The organism is Streptomyces humidus (assembly GCF_014649655.1).
Lineage (GTDB): Bacteria > Actinomycetota > Actinomycetes > Streptomycetales > Streptomycetaceae > Streptomyces > Streptomyces humidus.
This window is the reverse complement of sequence record NZ_BMTL01000019.1, coordinates 51,646-69,211: the sequence shown is the minus strand read 5'-3', so window position 1 is coordinate 69,211 and position 17,566 is coordinate 51,646. Positions and strand designations below refer to the sequence as shown.

Sequence of the window (17,566 nt, the reverse complement as noted above, 5' to 3'; positions counted from 1 at the left end):
CCCATCGTGCGAGGCTGGAGTCATGGCCCGCGTCGACTACATCAACGATCCGAACGCCCCGAAGGCGAACAGCATCGTCCCCTCGGTCACCGCCGTTGCGTGCAACGAGGCTGGAGAGGTCCTGCTGATCCACAAGACCGACAACAACCTGTGGGCCCTGCCGGGTGGCGGCGTCGACGTCGGCGAGTCGGTCGCGGATGCAGCGGTGCGCGAGACCAAGGAGGAGACCGGCTTCGACGTCGAGGTGACGGGCCTGGTCGGGCTCTACACCGACCCCGGCCACGTCATGGCCTACGACGACGGCGAAGTGCGTCAGCAGTTCTCGATCTGCTTCATGGCCCGGATCACCGGGGGCGAGCTGCGCACCAGCAGCGAGAGCAAGGAAGTGGCGTTCGTCGACCCGAGCAGGCTGGACGAGCTGAACATCCACCCGTCCATGCGGATGCGGATCGAGCACGGGTTGGCCGACCGGGCAGAGCCCTACATCGGCTGAGGGTGTCGGTAGGGTCCACCCATGAAGGAAACCGACCCGTCAGCGGAAGCGGGCAAGGGGCGAGTGCCGCTCTGGCTGGACCCCGAAGACCTGCGTTGGCTGGCCGACCACTGCTGTTGTCCCGCGAACGCATCCGATGCGGACAAAGATCGCTGCGGACGGTTGCGATTCCGCGCCAGCGCCGCGCTGCACAAGCACGGACAGCCCCGTTGACCGAGTGATCAGGTGCTCACTCCAAGACGGTTCCGCGTCCGCTCAACAGCAGCGCCGAGGTACGGCCGCGCCTTGCTGATCGCGTTGTGCACTTCGCTGCCGGGCTCGTAGCGGACGAGGATCTCGTCGATGCGGGTGTCGAAGTCGAAGGACTGCCCCGCGGGGCCCGTCGTCATGTCGGCCATGATCAGGGCGTCCAGGACCGGCGAGTCTTCCCGCTCGTAGACGGCCAGCTCCGCCGAGAGGCCGCGTTGCTCCGCCTCGTACACGGCACCGGAGTGATGGGCGACCAGCCTTACGAGACGTGCCGGCGCACCCAGCGTTTCCAGATGGCGCGCGCCATCGATGGGGTGGAAGCCGGTGTCACGCAGTTCGGGGGCGTAGCCGATGTCGTGCAGCCACGCGGCAGCGACGAGGAGATCCCGGTCAGCCTCAGACACAGCCCCGGCGATCTCTTGCGCCCGAGCGGCCACGGCCTGAGTGTGCAGCCAGCGGTTCCCGAGCGGAGGCAGCAGGGACTCGGCGAGGTCCGCAGCCCCTTGGGGCGTGTCCAGTGCAGAAGGCATGGATGGAACGGTATCCGAGACGAGTACGGAGCCGACAGGCCTCGATCGAGCGGTTCGTGATCACGAGCGCGGTAGAACTTTCCCTACTTCATCAAGAGCCCGCGCACGGCGCGGGCGCGCGCCGCCTCTGCGGCGCGGCCTGCCTCCTGTCTGCGCCCCGGCTGGCCGCGCCCGGCGGCGCGCTCGCGGCTGCGGGCATGAAGCGGGAGACACCCTCTGTGGCTGGGGCGGTCGGCTCCACGGCTTTAGGCAGCCACTTTGGGGGGAGCCTCGAAGATCATGGCCCCAACGTCGTGCTTTACGGGCAGGTCCACTGACTGCCCGACTCGCCATCAGCTTACGGGGCCATGATCACTCCCCCCAAAGCAGCTCCAGCCCAAAGCCGCTCCACCGACCTAGTCTCGAAGTTCATCAAGGCTGGGATCGTTAGCAATCCACCATGAGGGAGGGTATCCCGGCAGAGGCGGTGCTCCTCCCAAATGGTTAGCCAAAAGCCAGCTTCCGTCAGAGTTGTGCATGAGGAAAGTCAATCCTCCAGGTACCGGAGTAGGGGAATTGACGAAGTAGCCACCGCTTTCACCCAGCGGCGCTACGATCACGAGGTCGTAGTCTCGGGCAACTCGTCGACGCCTGCTTGCCCCGCCTAGCTGATCGGGGTCAATTTCGCCCCATGCGTCTTGGAAGAACTCAACCTCAGCAGAGGAGAAGGCCTCCCAAAAGGCGTGACCACTTCGAGTGATCATCATGGCATCGGTTGTGGCCTGCATCTGTGCTTCATCATCTCCGGTGAAGGCTCGGGCATTCCATAGCCATGCCTGAATTCGACACCGGAGCCAGTTCTCATCAGCCAGGTTCACTGCATCGTCGAACTCTCCCGCCGTCATATGGCGTATGAAGCGGAATGCCACCCCGAGTTGCCCCTCATCTTCGAATCTCCCGTCCGAGCTCATAGCTGCCATGGCGACTGACGTCACTATTGATTCTGCGGGGGACTGAGAACCGAGAGGATGTGCACCCTCGGGCATTTCATTCTCTGCATCAGGGGGAATCTCCCTGTTGGTGGTCATTCCCAAGATGGAGATTGCCATTGAGGCAGCCAAAGCGCCTGTGACCAATGAGTACCAAACGAAACCGTCTCTGTTTAGCCAGTATGTCCAGCTCCCGAATGCGAGTAGGAGGATGGTGGCGAAAACGACGGAACCTTTAGGGATCGGCTTTTTGGGAGCGCCGATCGGTTGTCCGGAGAGTTTCGCAACGTCTAAGGCGATCTTTCCGTGCAGCCAAGCGACGGCAGGAGTGTGATCGCGCAAAATCGTGTTCTTTTGAAGTTCTTCTGCCAAGCTCAGGTTTTCTCTGATCTCATTGCGTCGCCGCCTGGTTCGGCTAGTTACACCAGCCAGTGTTCCTGCGGCGGCAAGCACCGAGACCACTGCGTTGGCGATCCCCTCCGGATTCATGTGCTGAGCGTACCTAGCAGGCGAGCCGCCTTCGCTGAAAGAGAGCAAGTGCTGCATGGGCAAGTCAACGTTCGCAAGCGACAGCCAGGCCACCCGGGCCGTCCCTGGGCCGTCCGAGGTCGACCAACGCTGACAGTCGGCACCCAGGGGTGACCACCCCCACCCCGCTCTGGCCTGGGGCCCCGCAGATGATCTGCCACACTGGACGTGTTATGCCTGCACCCGGAGAACTCACTTTCGTCGCCCCCCGCGGAGCCAAGAAGCCGCCGCGGCACCTCGCCGACCTCTCGCCCGCCGAGCGGAAGGAGGTCGTGGCGGAGATCGGGGAGAAGCCGTTCCGCGCCAAGCAGCTCTCGCAGCACTACTTCGCCCGGTACGCGCACGACCCGGCGGAGTGGACCGACATCCCCGCCGGCTCCCGCGAGAAGCTGCGTGAGGCGCTGCTGCCCGATCTGATGTCGGTCGTCCGGCATCTGTCGACGGACAAGGGGACCACCCGCAAGACGCTGTGGCGGCTGTTCGACGGCACGCTCGTGGAGTCGGTGCTGATGCGCTACCCGGACCGGGTGACCATGTGCATCAGCTCGCAGGCGGGGTGCGGGATGAACTGCCCGTTCTGCGCCACCGGGCAGGCCGGGCTGGACCGGAACCTGTCCACCGCAGAGATCGTGCACCAGATCGTCGACGGTATGCGGGCGCTGCGCGACGGCGAGGTGCCTGGCGGGCCCGCCAGGCTCTCCAACATCGTCTTCATGGGGATGGGCGAGCCGCTCGCCAACTACAAGCGGGTCGTCGGCGCCGTTCGCGCGCTGACCGACCCCGCCCCCGACGGGCTGGGGCTGTCGCAGCGCGGGATCACCGTGTCGACGGTCGGGCTGGTGCCGGCCATCCACCGGTTCTCCGAGGAGGGCTTCAAGTGCCGGCTGGCGATCTCCCTGCACGCCCCGGACGACGAGCTGCGGGACACCCTCGTCCCCGTGAACACACGGTGGAAGGTGCGTGAGGTGCTGGACGCCGGGTTCGAGTACACCGAGCGGTCCGGTCGCCGGCTCTCCATCGAGTACGCGTTGATCCGGGACATCAACGACCAGGCCTGGCGCGGCGACCGGCTGGGCCGGCTGCTGCGCGGCAAGCCCGTGCACGTCAACCTCATCCCGCTGAACCCGACTCCGGGCTCGAAGTGGACGGCCTCCCGGCCGGAGGACGAGAAGGCCTTCGTCGAGGCGATCGCCGCGCACGGGGTGCCGGTGACCGTCCGGGACACCCGTGGCCAGGAGATCGACGGGGCGTGCGGTCAGCTCGCGGCCACCGAGCGGTAGTCTGAGGACCGTACACATCTTCATATTCCGACAGGGGAGCGCCACAGCGCTGAGAGTGCGGCACCCAGGCCGCAGACCCTCTGAACCTCGCCCAGGTCATTCTGGGTAGGAAGTTCGGTCATCACTCGAGCTGTTGCGCCCTGCCCGGAGTCCCGTGCGGACCCGGGCGGGGCCGCGTCTCTTCCTGGTCAACCCCAGGAGGAAAACCAGTGCAGAACAAGACCTTCGTGGCCGTGGCCGTCGGGCTCGGCTTGGTCGCCCTGCCCGCGTTGTCCGCGTGCGGATCCACGGACGGCAAGGGGACGGCGTCCTCGACGGGCTCCAAGACGGTCACCCTCGTCAGCCACGACTCGTGGGCCGTCTCCAAGAGCGTCCTCGCCGGCTTCGAGAAGCAGTCCGGGTACAAGGTGAAGGTCCTCAAGGACGGCGACGCCGGGCAGGCCGTCAACAAGGCGATCCTCACCAAGGACCACCCGCAGGGCGACGTCTTCTTCGGCGTCGACAACACCCTTCTGTCCCGTGCTCTCGACAACGGGCTGTTCCAGTCGTACGAGGCCGCGGGGCTGGCGCAGGTGGGCAGCCAGTACCAGCTGGACGCGAAGAAGCACCGGGTCACGCCGGTCGACTTCGGCGACATCTGCGTCAACTACGACAAGGCGTACTTCACCGCGCACAAGCTGGCCCCGCCCGCCTCCTTCGACGACCTGGTGAAGCCCGCCTACAAGGACCTCCTCGTCACCGAGAACGCCTCCACCTCCTCGCCCGGCCTCGGCTTCCTGCTCGGCACGGCCGCGAAGTACGGCGATGGGGGCTGGGAGGGCTACTGGAAGAAGCTCAGGGCCAACGGCGTGAAGGTGGTCGACGGCTGGGAGCAGGCCTACAACGAGGAGTTCTCCGGCTCCGCCGGCGGCAGGAAGGCCAAGGCCGACCGGCCGCTCGTCGTCTCGTACGCCTCCTCGCCTCCGGCCGAGGTGATCTACGGCGACCCGAAGCCGTCCACCGCGCCGACCGGCGTCGCGTCCGGCACCTGCTTCCGCCAGATCGAGTTCGCGGGGCTCTTGAGCAACGCCTCCAACAGCGCGGGCGGCAAGGCGCTGATCGACTTCCTGATCGGCAGGAAGTTCCAGGAGGACATGCCGCTCAACATGTTCGTGTACCCGGTGGTGAAGGGCGCGGCCGTGCCCGCCGAGTTCACCCGGTTCGGGCCCGCCGCCAAGGAGCCCGAGACCATGGACCCGGCGAAGATCGCCGACCGTCGTGACCAGTGGGTCAGGTCGTGGACCTCGCTCGTGCTGAAGTGACCCCGGCCAAGGCCGCCGGGGGAGCCCGGGGCGCCCGGGGGAGCGCGGCTGCCCGGCTCGCTCTCCTGGCCGTGCCCGTCGCGTTCTTCGCGGTCTTCTTCGCCTACCCGGTCGCCGCGATCGTCGCCCGGGGACTCCACGTCGACGGGTCGTGGCGCTTCGGACGGCTGTGGGACGTGCTCGGGCAGTCCGACATCCGGCACGTGCTGTGGTTCACCACCTGGCAGGCGCTCGCCTCCACCGCGCTCACGCTGCTGGTGGCGCTGCCGGGCGCCTATGTCTTCGCGCGCCTCGACTTCCCGGGCAAGCAGACGCTGCGAGCCGTCGTCACCGTCCCGTTCGTGCTGCCGACGGTCGTCGTCGGCACGGCGTTCCTCGCGCTCGTCGGGCGTGGCGGGCTGCTCGACGACCTGTGGGGCGTACGCCTCGACACGACCGTGTGGGCGATCCTGCTGGCACACGTCTTCTTCAACTACGCGGTGGTCGTGCGGACGGTGGGCGGGCTGTGGGCGCAGCTCGACCCGCGGCAGGAGGAGGCGGCGCGGATGCTGGGCGCGTCCCGGGCGCGGGCCTGGCGCACGGTGACCCTGCCCGCGCTCGGGCCCGCCGTCGCCGCGGCCGCCCTGATGGTCTTCCTCTTCACCTTCACCTCCTTCGGCGTGGTGCAGATCCTCGGCGGCCCCGCCTTCTCCACCCTGGAGGTGGAGATCTACCGGCAGACCTCCGAGATCTTCGACCTGTCCACGGCCGCCGTCCTCACGATCGTCCAGTTCGCGGCCGTCGGCGCGGTCCTCGCCGTGCACGCCCGGACGGTGCGACGGCGGGAGACCGCGCTGCGGCTGGTGGACGCGGCGGGGACGGCGCGCCGGCCGCGCGGGGCCGGGCAGTGGGCGCTGCTGGCCGGGGTGCTCGCGAGCATCGCCGTCCTGCTGGTCCTGCCGCTCGCGGTGCTGGTGCAGCGCTCGCTGGACGCGCCCGGGTTCGCCTACTACCGGGCGCTGGTCCGCGACGACGGGAACGTCTTTCTGGTCCCGCCGATCGACGCGATCGGCAACTCGCTGCAGTACGCGGTCGCCGCGACCGTGATCGCCCTGGTCGTCGGCGGTCTCGCCGCGGCCGCGCTCACCCGGAGGGACGCCGGACGGCTGGTCCGGGGCTTCGACGCGCTGCTGATGCTGCCGCTGGGCGTCTCCGCGGTGACCGTGGGTTTCGGGTTCCTGATCGCGCTCGACGAGCCGCCGCTGGATCTGCGCGCCACGTGGATCCTGGTGCCGCTGGCCCAGGCGCTGGTCGGCGTGCCCTTCGTGGTGCGGACCATGCTGCCGGTGCTGCGGGCGGTGGACCAGCGGTTGCGGGAGGCGGCGGCCGTGCTCGGGGCGTCGCCGTGGCGGGTGTGGCGCGAGGTCGACCTGCCGATGGTGCGACGGGCGCTGCTGGTCGCGGCCGGGTTCGCCTTCGCGGTGTCGCTCGGGGAGTTCGGGGCGACGGTCTTCATCGCACGGCCCGACAACCCGACGCTGCCGGTGGCCGTGGCGCGTCTGCTCGGCCGGGCCGGAGAACTCAACTACGGCCAGGCGATGGCCCTTTCGACGATTCTGATGGTGGTGTGCGCGGTGGCCCTGCTGGTGCTGGAGCGGCTGCGGACCGACCGGGCGGGAGAGTTCTGATGCGAGCGCTCGAACTGGATCGGGCCACCGTGCGGTTCGGTGGGCGGGCCGTGCTGGACGCCGTCGATCTCGTGGTCGCCGAGCACGAGGTGGTGTGCGTGCTCGGGCCCAGCGGCAGCGGCAAGTCGACGTTGCTGCGGGCCGTGGCCGGTCTGCAGCCCCTGGACTCCGGCCGCGTCGCGCTCGACGGGCGCGACCAGGCGGGGGTGCCCGCGCACCGGCGCGAGCTGGGGCTGATGTTCCAGGACCACCAGCTGTTCCCGCAGCGGGACGTCGGCGGCAACGTGGCCTTCGGCCTGCGGATGCACGGCATGCCGAGGGACCGGCAGGGCGAGCGGGTGAGGGAGTTGCTCGAACTCGTCGGGCTGCCGGGCGCGGCCGGACGGGCCGTGGCCTCGCTCTCCGGCGGTGAGCAGCAGCGGGTGGCGCTGGCCAGGGCCCTCGCGCCGCGGCCCCGGCTGCTGATGCTCGACGAGCCGCTCGGTCAGCTCGACCGTTCGCTGCGGGAACGGCTGGTCGTCGAACTGCGGGAGCTGTTCGGCCGGTTGGGGACCACGGTGCTGGCCGTCACCCATGACCAGGGCGAGGCGTTCGCGCTGGCCGACCGGGTCGTGGTGATGAGGGACGGCCGAATCGCCCAGTCCGGTTCGCCGCTGGAGGTGTGGCAGCGGCCGGCGGACGCGTTCGTGGCACGCTTCCTCGGCTTCGACAACGTGGTGGAGGCCACCGTCACGGGCGAGGTCGCGGTCACGCCGTGGGGCAAGGCGCCGGTGCCGGCCGGTTCCGGTCAGGGGGCGCGCACACTGCTCGTCCGGCCCGCGGGCGTGCGTCTGGGGGACGCGGACGACGGGCTGCGCTGCACGGTCGCCGCCCGCACCTTCCGGGGCACGCATGTCGCCCTGCACCTCCAGCCGGAGGGCGCACCGAGGCTGGAGGCGGCGTGCGCACTGCGCGACGCGCCGGAGGTGGGGAGCACGGTGGGGGTGTCCTTCGACCCGGCCGAGATCGTGGTGCTGGACTGAGCCCCCGGCGCCTAGGGTGCTCGCCATGACTGTTCTCACGCATGACCGGTATTGTGACGAAATCGCCCATCAGGTCGGTGAGTTGAGGACGGTGGTGACTTCCGGGGCGGATCTGGCGGCGACCGTGCCGACCTGCCCCGACTGGACGCTGGAGCAGCTCGTGCGGCACATGGGTGGCGCCCTGCGCTGGGTGGACGCGCTGGTGCGGACCCGGGCACGGGAGAACGTCCCGGACGAGCGGATCCCGCTGCTCGGCGGACCGGAGGGCGAGGGCGACCCGGCCGCGCTCGACGCCTGGCTCGCGCAGAGCGGCGAACTGGTCGTCGGCGCGCTGCGCGAGGCCGGCCCGGACACGAAGGTGTGGAGCTGGGCCGGAGTGCCCGACAGCGGTTTCTGGGCGCGCCGGATGACCCATGAGATCACCGTGCACCGCGCCGACGCCGCGCTCGCCGCTGGACTGTCCTACGAGGTCGCGCCGGACGTGGCCGCCGACGCCGTGGACGAGTGGCTGCAGCTCGTGCGGTGGGTGCAGCGCAACGAGCCGCACGCGGCGGCCCGGGAACTGCTCGTCGCGGGCCGCACCCTCCAGCTGCACGCCACCGACGCCCCCGCCGAGCCGGGCGCGGTGCCGGATGCGACGGCGCTCTCGCCGGCCGGGGAGTGGGGGAGGGTGATCGAACTCACCGAGCAGGGCGTCGAATGGCGTCCCGGCCACGGGGAGACGACGGTCGCCCTGCGCGGCCCGCTCACCCGCGTGCTGCTCGCGTTCTACGGTCGGCTGCCGCTGGACAGCCCCGGCCTGGAGGTGCTCGGCGAGCGCGAGGTCCTGGAGTTCTGGCTGGAGAAGGCGACGTTCGGCTGAGCCGGACCGACGGACGGCCCGCTCTCGGATCGGGGGCGGGCCGTTCGTGTTCGGTTCGTGGGGGGCGCCGTGCGGTCAGCGTTCGCCGGCTCCACGGCGGCGCATTCCGAAGAACACCGCGCCGCCGCCGACGACGACCAGGACGGCCGCGATGCCGACGATCAGGCCGGTGTTGGAGTTGGCGCCGGTCTCGGCGAGGTTGGACTCCTGGACCGCGGGCGACGGGGCGTTGCTCGCGGGGGGCGGGGGCGCGGCGGTGTCGCCCGTCGCATCCGAGGGGGACGGGGCCGGGGTGACGGTCCCGGCCGACGGCGAGGCGGTCCGGGACGGCGTCGAGGACGGCGTCGCGGACGGGGTGGTGGTCGCGGGCGGAGTGTCCTCGGCCGCGCATGCCCTGGAGGGGGTGGTCACGTTCGGCGCGATGTCGGCCCCGCTCGCAGGGATGCCGGTCGCGGCGAGTTTCTTCTTGGCGGCCGCGACCGGTACGACGTGGATCCGGTATTCGGCGTTCGGCTCCCAGGCCTCGGCGAAGGAGACGGTGACAGCGCCCTTCTTGGAGCCCTTGACGGTCTGGGCCGCGCCGACCTGCCTCAGGTCGGCGCCGTTGTTCTCCAGGAAGACGGTGATCTCGGCCGGGGCGTCCAGAGGGCCCTTGGCGGTGACGGTGATGACGCCCCTCGTGCCGTCACAGGCGGCAGCGGCGGAGAAGTCGCCGATCTCGGTGGCCGGCGCGGTGCCGGCGGCGCTGAGCGCAAGGGCCGCGGACGCGGCGGTGACACCGAGGATGCGCACCGAACGGGCGGCGGTACGGCGGGAAAGGGACACGTTTGTCCTTTACGGGAAGCGCAACTGCAGGGGGTGGAGGGGGAGATGGCGCCCCCGGTGAGCCGAGTGCGTCACCATCCCCAGCAGGCTCACAGGTCTATAAGCGTTTCATAAGCAGTGTCAATGCGGCCACCCCTCTGAGGGGTTGGCTTTGCCTGCTTATTAACCACCGAGACGTTTCAGCGCCTCCGGCGCCTCCTCGATCCGGTCGACCAGGGCGATACGGGACTCCATGGACCGCTCCCGCGCCAGGGACCGCAACAGCGGCCAGGCCGGCAGCCGTTCCGTCCAGTGCGCACGGTCCACCAGCACCATCGGCGTCGGCTCGCCACGCGACTCGTAGTAGTTGGGCGTCGCGTCGTCGAAGATCTCCTGGACGGTCCCGGCGGCGCCCGGCAGGAACACCACGCCCGCGTTGCAGCGGGCCAACAGGCCGTCCTCCCGGACGGCATTGGAGAAGTACTTGGCGATGTGCGCGGCGAACGGGTTCGGCGGCTCGTGGCCGTAGAACCAGGTGGGCACGGCGACCGAAGGCCCGCCGCCGGGCCACTTCGCGCGGACCTCGAAGGCGGCCCGCGCCCAGTCGGTGACCGAGGGCGTGAACGCGGGCGCCTTGGCGAGGATCCGCAGGGCCTCGGGGAGCATCCCGGCGCCGAAGGGCGCCGCGTACGCGCCGAGGTTGGCCGCCTCCATGGCGCCGGGTCCGCCGCCCGTGGCCACCGTCAGTCCGGCGCGGGCGAGTTCACGGCCGAGCCGGGCGGCGCCGGCGTACTCCTCGGTGCCGCGCGCCATCGCGTGACCGCCCATCACGCCCACCACGCGCGCGCCGACGAGCAGTTCGTCCAGGGCGTCCGAGACGGCTTCGTCGTGGATCGAGCGGAGCATCGAGCCGAAGATGTCGCCGTCCGCCTTCGTGCGCTGGAACCACGCGTAGGTCCGGGCGTCCGGGGTCGCCTCGTACCCCTCGTCGAGGGACGCGAACAACTCGTCCGGCGAGTAGACGCAGCCACGGTACGGGTCGAAGGCCAGCCCCGGCACGGGCGGGAGGACCAGGGCGCCGCAGGCACGCGTGCGGGCGGCGGCCGCCGGGTCCATCGGGCAGCCGAGGAAGACCGCGCCCGAGGTGTCGAGCGAGAGCAGGGCGTCCGTACGGTCCGTCAGGTCGACGGACTGGACGCGGAAGTGGCTGAGCGTGCCGTGAGCGGCGACCACCTCGTCGAACTCGGCGAGGGACTCGATCTCACGGTCGTGGGAACCGTCGAACGGCTGGGCGGGTGTCGTCGGATGCACCCGCCCATGCTAGGCACCGGCCGTGCCGGCGCTCGAGGCCGTCCCCGGTTTCGTTCCCGGCTCGGCCCCGCCTCGGTCCCGGTTCGCTTCCGGCTCGGCCTCGGCGCCGGTCAGCTCTGGACGGCCGACGGGTCCATCCAGACGATCTCCCAGGTGTGGCCGTCGAGGTCGTCGAAGGAACGGCCGTACATGAAGCCGTGGTCCTGGGTCTCGCCGCTCGGCGAGCCGCCCAGCGCGAGCGCCCTGTCGACCAGTTCGTCGACCTTCTCGCGGCTCTGCGCGCTCAGCGCGATCAGCACCTCGCTGGTGGTCGCGGAGTCCGCGATCTCCTTCTTGGTGAAGGTCGAGTAGAACGGCTTGGTGAGGAGCATCGCGACGATCGTGTCGCTGATCACCACGGAGGCGGCATTGTCGTCGCTGAACTGGGGGTTGATCGAGTAGCCGAGGTCCGTGAAGAACTTCTTCGAGGCGTCCAGGTCGTTCACGGGCAGGTTCACGAAGATCATCTGCTGGTGGGCGGAGGTGCTCATCTGGTCTCTCCCGGTGGATCGCTGCTGTGTGTGGTGCGTTGTGTCGAGGGGTAGACCGGGGGACTGCGAGGAACTCATCGGCGCGGGGGAATATTTTTTCGTGCCGGTGCGGGGGTGCGGGAGGCTTCAGCGCATCAGCGGCAGGGCCGCCAGCTCGGCCACGATCAGGGTGAGCGGGGCGAAGAGCGCCAGCAGGGCGCCGGTGCGCAGGGCGGCGGCGCTGCGCAGCGTCCTGGCCGGGGCGCCGAGGCGCAGGAGGGCGGCCGTGGTGTCGGCGCGGGACTGCCTGGCCTCCACGGCAGCGGTCAGCAGCGTGGCGACGGCGCAGCCGGCGACGACCAGGGCGCCGAGGACGGTGAGCGGGCCGAAGGAGGGGTCGGCCGGGTCGTACAGCCGAACCATCGTGAAGGCGCCGGAGGCCACCGCGCAGACCACGCCCAGCGGACGGCCGACGCGGGAGGCCTCCTGCATGAGACCGCGGCCCGCCAGGAGACGCAGGGCGCCGGGGCGGACCGCCTGCAGCAGGCGGCCGCACAGGTGGGTGAGGCCGGGACCCGCGAGCGCCAGGCCCACGGCGGTGAGCGTCCAGCCCAGCAGGGCGGCCGCGGGGCCGGTCGGCAGGCCGCCGGGGAGGGGGAGACCGCCGACGTCGGGGCCGCGGTCGGCGTACGCCTCCACGGCCAGACCGGCGGCCAGCAGGGCCGTGCCCCAGGGGAGGGCGGTGGGCTCGGGGGCCGGGACGTCCCGCGCCTGCGGGACGTCCAGGTGCGCGGAACCGTTCACGGAACCCGGGACGGTCTCCCCGGGAGCGCCGTCCGCCGGGGCGGGGAGCGCGCCCTCCGGGCGCGGGGGTGCGCTCCCCGGGGCGGCGGCGGCCGGGGCGGTCCCGGCGAGGGGGCGGACGGCCCGGCTGCCGAATCTGCCGTACGCGCCGAACGTCTCTCCCGGTCCGGTCGTCGCGTACGCCCCGAACCGGCCGGATCTGCGCGGCGCCGTCCGGGCCGCCACCCGCGCGTCCCGCGGGCGCAGCATCTGCATCACCGCGATCGACGAGGACACCGGGACGAAGGCCAGCAGGGTCAGCGCGGCGGGCAGCGGCAGCGGGCGGCCGGCCGCCAGGAAGTCGCGGGCCGCTCCGTCGAAGGGCATGCCCGTGAGGTCGCCGCGCAGATGGAGGAAGACGAGCAGGGCCAGCATGGAGCCGAGCAGCGTGGACAGGGCCGTCGTCATCGCCGAGACGGCCATCAGGCGGGCCGGTCCCAGGCCGGCCGCGGCAAGCCCGGGGCGGGGCCGGGTGCCGGGGTCGGTGCGGGCCACCGCCAGCGCGAGGTGGACGGTCGCGGCCAGCGGGACCAGGCACCAGGCCAGCCGGAGCGCGGAGGCCGCCGAGTCCTCGGGGTGGGCCAGGGCGTGGCCGAGGGTGCTCAGCAGGAGGAAGCCGGTGCCCGCCGACGCCGTCGCCACGAGGAGGCGGCGCAGCTGGACGGCGGGACGAGCGCTGCGGGTCAGACGGAGAGCGAGCACGCCGCCCCCCGGCCTTGCGACTCCGCGACCGGGGGCAGGTGGACCGTCTTGACCCGCCGCCCGTCCAGCAGCGGCACCGTGCGGTCGGCGAGGGCGGCGGTCTCCGCGTCGTGGGTGGCCAGGATCACCGTGATGCCGTGCGCGCGGGCGGCCGTCGTCAGGGTGCGCAGGACGTGGGCCCGGTCCGCCCGGTGCAGCGGGGCCGTCGGCTCGTCCGCGAACAGGACCGAGGGGGCCGGGGCCAGGGCGCGGGTGATGCAGACCCGCTGGCGCTCGGCGTGGGTGAGCTCGTGCGGGCGGCAGCGCGACCGGTCGCCGACGTCCAGGCGCTCCAGCCACTCCAGCGCGGCGGCCTTGGCCCGCCGGCGGCCGGTGCCGCGCAGCATCAGGGGGAGGGCCGCGTTCTCCCAGACGTTGAGCTCGGGGACGAGGAGCGGCGCGGGGTCGATCCAGCCGAAGCGGTCGCGGCGCAGCCGTTCGCGGGCCGTCGGACCCATCGTGTGGACGGGCACGCTGTTGAACCAGACTTCGCCGCTCCGGGCGCGCGCGAGGCCCGACAGGCAGCGCAGCAGGGTCGTCTTGCCGCTGCCGCGCGGTCCGCTGACGGCCAGGATCTCGCCCTCCCGCACACCCAGCGAGACCCCGCTCAGCCCGGGGGAGCCGTCGGGGTGCGAGAAGTGCAGGGAGCGTGCCCAGAGCACGTCGTTGTCCGGCCGGGCCTCCATGGGCGTACACCTCGGTTCAGATCTGTGGTTCCCGTGCCCTGTCCCCCGTGCGGGGGAACGAAGGCAGGGCCGATCGGTCACTGGCACGCTAAGGAGGCGGGAGCGGGCATCCGGACAGCACACGGCCCCGGGCCGCCGTTTCTCACTCGAACGGTCGACGCCGGGGCCGGTGTTGATCAGCTGATCAGGCTGATGTCACAGCTTGGTCCACGCCTCCGTCAGCGTGGCGCGCAGGATCTGCTCGATCTCGTCGAACGTCCCCTGGTCGGAGATCAGCGGCGGGGCGAGCTGGACGACCGGGTCGCCACGGTCGTCGGCACGGCAGTAGAGGCCGTTGTCGTACAGCGCCTTGGACAGGAAGCCGTACAGGACGCGCTCGGTCTCCTCGTCGTTGAACGACTCCTTCGTGGCCTTGTCCTTGACCAGTTCGATGCCGTAGAAGAAGCCGTTGCCGCGGACGTCGCCGACGATGGGCAGGTCGTGCAGCTTCTCCAGCGTGGAGCGGAACGCGCCCTCGTTGTCCAGCACGTGCTGGTTGAGGTTCTCGCGCTCGAAGAGGTCGAGGTTGGCGAGGCCCACGGCCGCGGACACCGGGTGGCCGCCGAAGGTGTAGCCGTGCAGGAAGGTGTTGTCGCCCTTGTAGAACGGCTCGGCGAGCTTGTCGGAGATGATGCACGCGCCGATCGGGGAGTAGCCCGAGGTCATGCCCTTGGCGCAGGTGATCATGTCCGGGACGTAGCCGAACTTGTCGCAGGCGAACGTCGTGCCGAGGCGGCCGAAGGCGCAGATGACCTCGTCGGAGACGAGCAGCACGTCGTACTGGTCGCAGATCTCGCGCACCCGCTGGAAGTAGCCGGGCGGCGGCGGGAAGCAGCCGCCGGCGTTCTGGACCGGCTCGAGGAAGACCGCGGCGACCGTCTCCGGGCCCTCGAACAGGATCTGCTGCTCGATCTGGTCGGCGGCCCAGCGGCCGAAGGCCTCCGGGTCGTCGCCGAAGAGGGGGGCGCGGTAGATGTTGGTGTTCGGCACCTTGTGCGCGCCCGGGACGAGTGGCTCGAACGGGGCCTTCAGGGCCGGGAGACCGGTGATCGACAGGGCGCCCTGCGGGGTGCCGTGGTAGGCGACCGCGCGGGAGATGACCTTGTACTTGTTGGGCTTGCCCGTCAGCTTGAAGTACTGCTTGGCGAGCTTCCAGGCGGTCTCGACGGCCTCGCCGCCGCCGGTGGTGAAGAAGACCTTGTTCAGGTCCCCGGGCGCCTGGTCGGCCAGGCGCTCCGCCAGTTCCACGGCCTTGGGGTGGGCGTAGGACCACACCGGGAAGAACGCGAGCTCCTGCGCCTGCTTGAAGGCCGCCTCGGCGAGCTCGACACGCCCGTGGCCCGCCTGGACCACGAACAGGCCCGCGAGACCGTCGAGGTAGCGCTTGCCCTTGTCGTCGTATATGTACGTGCCCTCGCCCCGGACGATGGTCGGGACCGGCGAGTTCTCGTACGAGGACATGCGGGTGAAGTGCATCCACAGGTGGTCGTACGCGGTGCGGCTGAGGTCCTTGGTGCTCACGGTTATCGGGTCCTCACGGTTATCGGGTTCCCCACATGTAGGTCTGCTTCTTCAGCTTCAGGTAGACGAAGCTCTCGGTGGAGCGCACGCCGGGCACGGCGCGCATGCGTTTGTTGATGACGTCGAGCAGGTGGTCGTCGTCCTCGCAGACGATCTCGGCGAGGACGTCGAACGAGCCCGCCGTCATCACCACGTACTCGACCTCCGGCATGGCGCTCAGCGCGTCGGCGACGGACTCGACGTCCCCCTCGACGTTGATCCCGACCATCGCCTGCCGGCGGAAGCCCACGGTGAGCGGGTCCGTGACGGCGACGATCTGCATCACGCCCTGGTCGAGCAGCTTCTGGACGCGCTGGCGCACGGCCGCCTCGGACAGGCCCACGGCCTTGCCGATCGCGGCGTACGGCCGGCGGCCGTCCTCCTGCAGCTGCTCGATGATGGCGAGACTCACGGCATCCAGGTGAGGGGTGCTGCCGTTCCTGGACTCGCGGGAGTCCCTGTGCTCTGCGCTTCGACTGGCCACGGGGTCACTGTGCACGACGTCTCGACAGTTCCGCAAGGTCGAGGCGATGAAATTCGTTGTCTGGGTGTGTGAGATCTGCGGAATCCGCAGACTTCACGCGTTCGGGGGTGTTGAAAACGCGGGTCCGCGGATTAGGGTGATGTCTCAGTCCATGGGCACCCCTCAGCAGTGAGAACCGATCAGGAGGCGGGCAGTGAGCACCGAGCTGCGTCCGATGCGCAAACTACGGAATTACATCGCCGGTGAGTTCCGGGACGCCGCCGACGGGCGGACCACGGAGGTGGTCAACCCCGCGACCGGCGAGGCGTACGCGACCGCGCCGCTGTCCGGCCAGGCGGACGTCGACGCCGCCATGGCGGCCGCCGCCGAGGCCTTCCCGGGCTGGCGGGACGCCACTCCGGCCGAGCGCCAGAGGGCCCTCCTCAAGATCGCGGACGCGTTCGAGGAGCGCGCCGAGGACCTCATCGCGGCGGAGGTGGAGAACACGGGCAAGCCGATCGGGCTGACCCGCTCCGAGGAGATCCCGCCGATGGTGGACCAGATCCGCTTCTTCGCGGGCGCGGCCCGGATGCTCGAGGGCCGCTCGGCCGGCGAGTACATGGACGGGATGACCTCGATCGTCCGGCGTGAGCCGGTCGGCGTCTGCGCGCAGGTCGCGCCGTGGAACTACCCGATGATGATGGCCGTGTGGAAGTTCGCCCCGGCCATCGCGGCCGGCAACACGGTGGTGCTCAAGCCGTCGGACACCACCCCGGCGTCCACCGTCCTGATGGCCGAGATCATCGGTTCGATCCTGCCCAAGGGCGTCTTCAACGTCGTCACCGGCGACCGGGACACCGGCCGGCTGATGGTCGAGCACCCCACCCCGGCGATGGCGTCCATCACCGGCTCGGTGCGCGCCGGCATGTCCGTGGCCGAGTCCGCGGCCCGTGACCTCAAGCGCGTCCACCTGGAGCTGGGCGGCAAGGCGCCGGTCGTCGTGTTCGACGACCTCGACAGCGCGGCCATCGCCAAGGCCGTCGAGGACATCGCGGTGGCGGGCTACTTCAACGCCGGGCAGGACTGTACGGCCGCCACCCGCGTCCTCGTCCAGGAGTCCGTCCACGACGAGTTCGTGGCCGCGCTCGCGAAGGCCGCGTCGGAGACGAAGACCGGGCAGCCGGACGACGAGGACGTGCTGTACGGACCGCTGAACAACCCCAACCAGCTCAAGCAGGTGGCCGGCTTCATCGAGCGGCTGCCCGCCCACGCCAAGGTCGAGGCCGGCGGTGAGCGGGTCGGCGACAAGGGCTACTTCTACGCCGCGACCGTCGTCTCCGGGCTGAAGCAGGACGACGAGATCATCCAGAACGAGGTCTTCGGGCCGGTCATCACCGTCCAGTCCTTCCGGGACGAGGACCAGGCCGTGGAGTGGGCCAACGGCGTCGACTACGCCCTCGCCTCCTCGGTGTGGACCAAGGACCACGGCCGCGCCATGCGGATGTCCAAGAAGCTCGACTTCGGCTGCGTGTGGATCAACACCCACATCCCGCTGGTGGCCGAGATGCCCCACGGCGGCTTCAAGAAGTCCGGTTACGGCAAGGACCTCTCGGGCTACGGCTTCGACGACTACACCCGCATCAAGCACGTGATGACGTCCCTCGACGCTTAGGGCTCGGCGGGTACGTCCGCGGACGGGCACGGCGGTCC

General features: G+C 70.5%; 17 protein-coding genes. 8 read left to right on the top strand and 9 right to left on the bottom strand.

From position 1 onward, the window contains the following. Positions 1 to 22 precede the first annotated feature (22 nt). Positions 23 to 493, top strand: coding sequence for an NUDIX hydrolase (locus IE239_RS22335; protein ID WP_190151145.1), 471 nt, complete (start codon positions 23 to 25; stop codon positions 491 to 493). 21 nt (positions 494 to 514) lie between these two features. Continuing rightward, positions 515 to 706, top strand: coding sequence for a hypothetical protein (locus IE239_RS22330; protein WP_190151144.1), 192 nt, complete (start codon positions 515 to 517; stop codon positions 704 to 706). An 8-nt stretch (positions 707 to 714) separates the two neighbouring features. On the opposite strand, the gene IE239_RS22325 is transcribed toward IE239_RS22330, so the two are convergent. Beyond that, the gene (locus tag IE239_RS22325; RefSeq protein ID WP_190151143.1) at positions 715 to 1,272 is read right to left on the bottom strand and encodes an HD domain-containing protein; all 558 of its coding nucleotides are present in this window, start codon (positions 1,270 to 1,272) and stop codon (positions 715 to 717) included. Between the two features lie 395 nt (positions 1,273 to 1,667). Then, positions 1,668 to 2,822 carry a hypothetical protein gene (locus IE239_RS22320; protein WP_190151142.1) on the bottom strand — a complete coding sequence of 385 codons (1,155 nt, stop codon included), beginning with the start codon at positions 2,820 to 2,822 and terminating at the stop codon, positions 1,668 to 1,670. 119 nt (positions 2,823 to 2,941) lie between these two features. Here IE239_RS22320 and rlmN point away from each other — a divergent pair, with 119 nt between their 5' ends. The 5 genes from rlmN (at position 2,942) to IE239_RS22295 (ending at position 8,900) form a co-directional block, all read left to right on the top strand. Then, positions 2,942 to 4,048: a dual-specificity RNA methyltransferase RlmN gene (rlmN, locus tag IE239_RS22315; RefSeq protein WP_190151141.1), complete on the top strand. Its 1,107-nt coding sequence runs from the start codon at positions 2,942 to 2,944 to the stop codon at positions 4,046 to 4,048. A 209-nt stretch (positions 4,049 to 4,257) separates the two neighbouring features. Continuing rightward, complete coding sequence (locus IE239_RS22310) at positions 4,258 to 5,349, top strand: thiamine ABC transporter substrate-binding protein (RefSeq protein ID WP_190151140.1); 1,092 nt, start codon at positions 4,258 to 4,260, stop codon at positions 5,347 to 5,349. Further along, complete coding sequence (locus tag IE239_RS22305) at positions 5,325 to 7,016, top strand: ABC transporter permease (protein ID WP_373308130.1); 1,692 nt, start codon at positions 5,325 to 5,327, stop codon at positions 7,014 to 7,016. The genes IE239_RS22310 and IE239_RS22305 overlap by 25 nt, the downstream gene beginning before the upstream one ends. After that, positions 7,016 to 8,038, top strand: coding sequence for an ABC transporter ATP-binding protein (locus IE239_RS22300; RefSeq protein WP_190151139.1), 1,023 nt, complete (start codon positions 7,016 to 7,018; stop codon positions 8,036 to 8,038). Before IE239_RS22305 ends, IE239_RS22300 begins: the two co-directional genes overlap by 1 nt. 25 nt (positions 8,039 to 8,063) lie before the next feature. After that, a complete protein-coding gene (locus tag IE239_RS22295; RefSeq protein ID WP_190151138.1) occupies positions 8,064 to 8,900 on the top strand; it encodes a maleylpyruvate isomerase family mycothiol-dependent enzyme in 837 nt (278 codons plus the stop codon). A 75-nt stretch (positions 8,901 to 8,975) separates the two neighbouring features. Here IE239_RS22295 and IE239_RS22290 read toward each other — a convergent pair whose 3' ends face one another. The 7 genes from IE239_RS22290 to IE239_RS22260 form a co-directional block, all read right to left on the bottom strand. Further along, complete coding sequence (locus IE239_RS22290) at positions 8,976 to 9,725, bottom strand: LAETG motif-containing sortase-dependent surface protein (protein ID WP_190151137.1); 750 nt, start codon at positions 9,723 to 9,725, stop codon at positions 8,976 to 8,978. 162 nt (positions 9,726 to 9,887) lie between these two features. Then, the gene (locus IE239_RS22285; protein ID WP_190151136.1) at positions 9,888 to 11,015 is read right to left on the bottom strand and encodes an LOG family protein; all 1,128 of its coding nucleotides are present in this window, start codon (positions 11,013 to 11,015) and stop codon (positions 9,888 to 9,890) included. Positions 11,016 to 11,125: 110 nt separating this feature from the next. Further along, on the bottom strand, positions 11,126 to 11,545 hold the full coding sequence (locus IE239_RS22280; protein ID WP_190151135.1) for a VOC family protein: 420 nt from the start codon (positions 11,543 to 11,545) through the stop codon (positions 11,126 to 11,128). Between the two features lie 126 nt (positions 11,546 to 11,671). After that, on the bottom strand, positions 11,672 to 13,069 hold the full coding sequence (locus IE239_RS22275; protein WP_190151134.1) for a hypothetical protein: 1,398 nt from the start codon (positions 13,067 to 13,069) through the stop codon (positions 11,672 to 11,674). Further along, positions 13,051 to 13,794 carry an ABC transporter ATP-binding protein gene (locus IE239_RS22270; protein WP_190151133.1) on the bottom strand — a complete coding sequence of 248 codons (744 nt, stop codon included), beginning with the start codon at positions 13,792 to 13,794 and terminating at the stop codon, positions 13,051 to 13,053. The genes IE239_RS22275 and IE239_RS22270 overlap by 19 nt, the downstream gene beginning before the upstream one ends. A gap of 195 nt (positions 13,795 to 13,989) precedes the next feature. Next, positions 13,990 to 15,354, bottom strand: a complete 1,365-nt coding sequence (locus IE239_RS22265; RefSeq protein ID WP_190151132.1) for an aspartate aminotransferase family protein — start codon at positions 15,352 to 15,354, stop codon at positions 13,990 to 13,992. A gap of 19 nt (positions 15,355 to 15,373) precedes the next feature. Further along, complete coding sequence (locus IE239_RS22260; protein WP_190151131.1) at positions 15,374 to 15,892, bottom strand: Lrp/AsnC family transcriptional regulator; 519 nt, start codon at positions 15,890 to 15,892, stop codon at positions 15,374 to 15,376. Between the two features lie 178 nt (positions 15,893 to 16,070). Between IE239_RS22260 and IE239_RS22255 the strand changes: the two genes are divergently transcribed. Then, positions 16,071 to 17,528: a gamma-aminobutyraldehyde dehydrogenase gene (locus IE239_RS22255; RefSeq protein WP_190151130.1), complete on the top strand. Its 1,458-nt coding sequence runs from the start codon at positions 16,071 to 16,073 to the stop codon at positions 17,526 to 17,528. Positions 17,529 to 17,566 lie beyond the last annotated feature (38 nt).

Bases quoted from the DNA above. Each gene is read 5' to 3' on its own strand.
- IE239_RS22295 (WP_190151138.1), top strand. From the start codon at position 8,064: ATGACTGTTCTCACGCATGACCGGTATTGTGACGAAATCGCCCATCAG.
- IE239_RS22330 (WP_190151144.1), top strand. From the start codon at position 515: ATGAAGGAAACCGACCCGTCAGCGGAAGCGGGCAAGGGGCGAGTGCCG.
- IE239_RS22335 (WP_190151145.1), top strand. From the start codon at position 23: ATGGCCCGCGTCGACTACATCAACGATCCGAACGCCCCGAAGGCGAAC.
- IE239_RS22300 (WP_190151139.1), top strand. From the start codon at position 7,016: ATGCGAGCGCTCGAACTGGATCGGGCCACCGTGCGGTTCGGTGGGCGG.
- IE239_RS22280 (WP_190151135.1), bottom strand. From the start codon at position 11,545: ATGAGCACCTCCGCCCACCAGCAGATGATCTTCGTGAACCTGCCCGTG.
- IE239_RS22270 (WP_190151133.1), bottom strand. From the start codon at position 13,794: ATGGAGGCCCGGCCGGACAACGACGTGCTCTGGGCACGCTCCCTGCAC.
- rlmN (WP_190151141.1), top strand. From the start codon at position 2,942: ATGCCTGCACCCGGAGAACTCACTTTCGTCGCCCCCCGCGGAGCCAAG.
- IE239_RS22325 (WP_190151143.1), bottom strand. From the start codon at position 1,272: ATGCCTTCTGCACTGGACACGCCCCAAGGGGCTGCGGACCTCGCCGAG.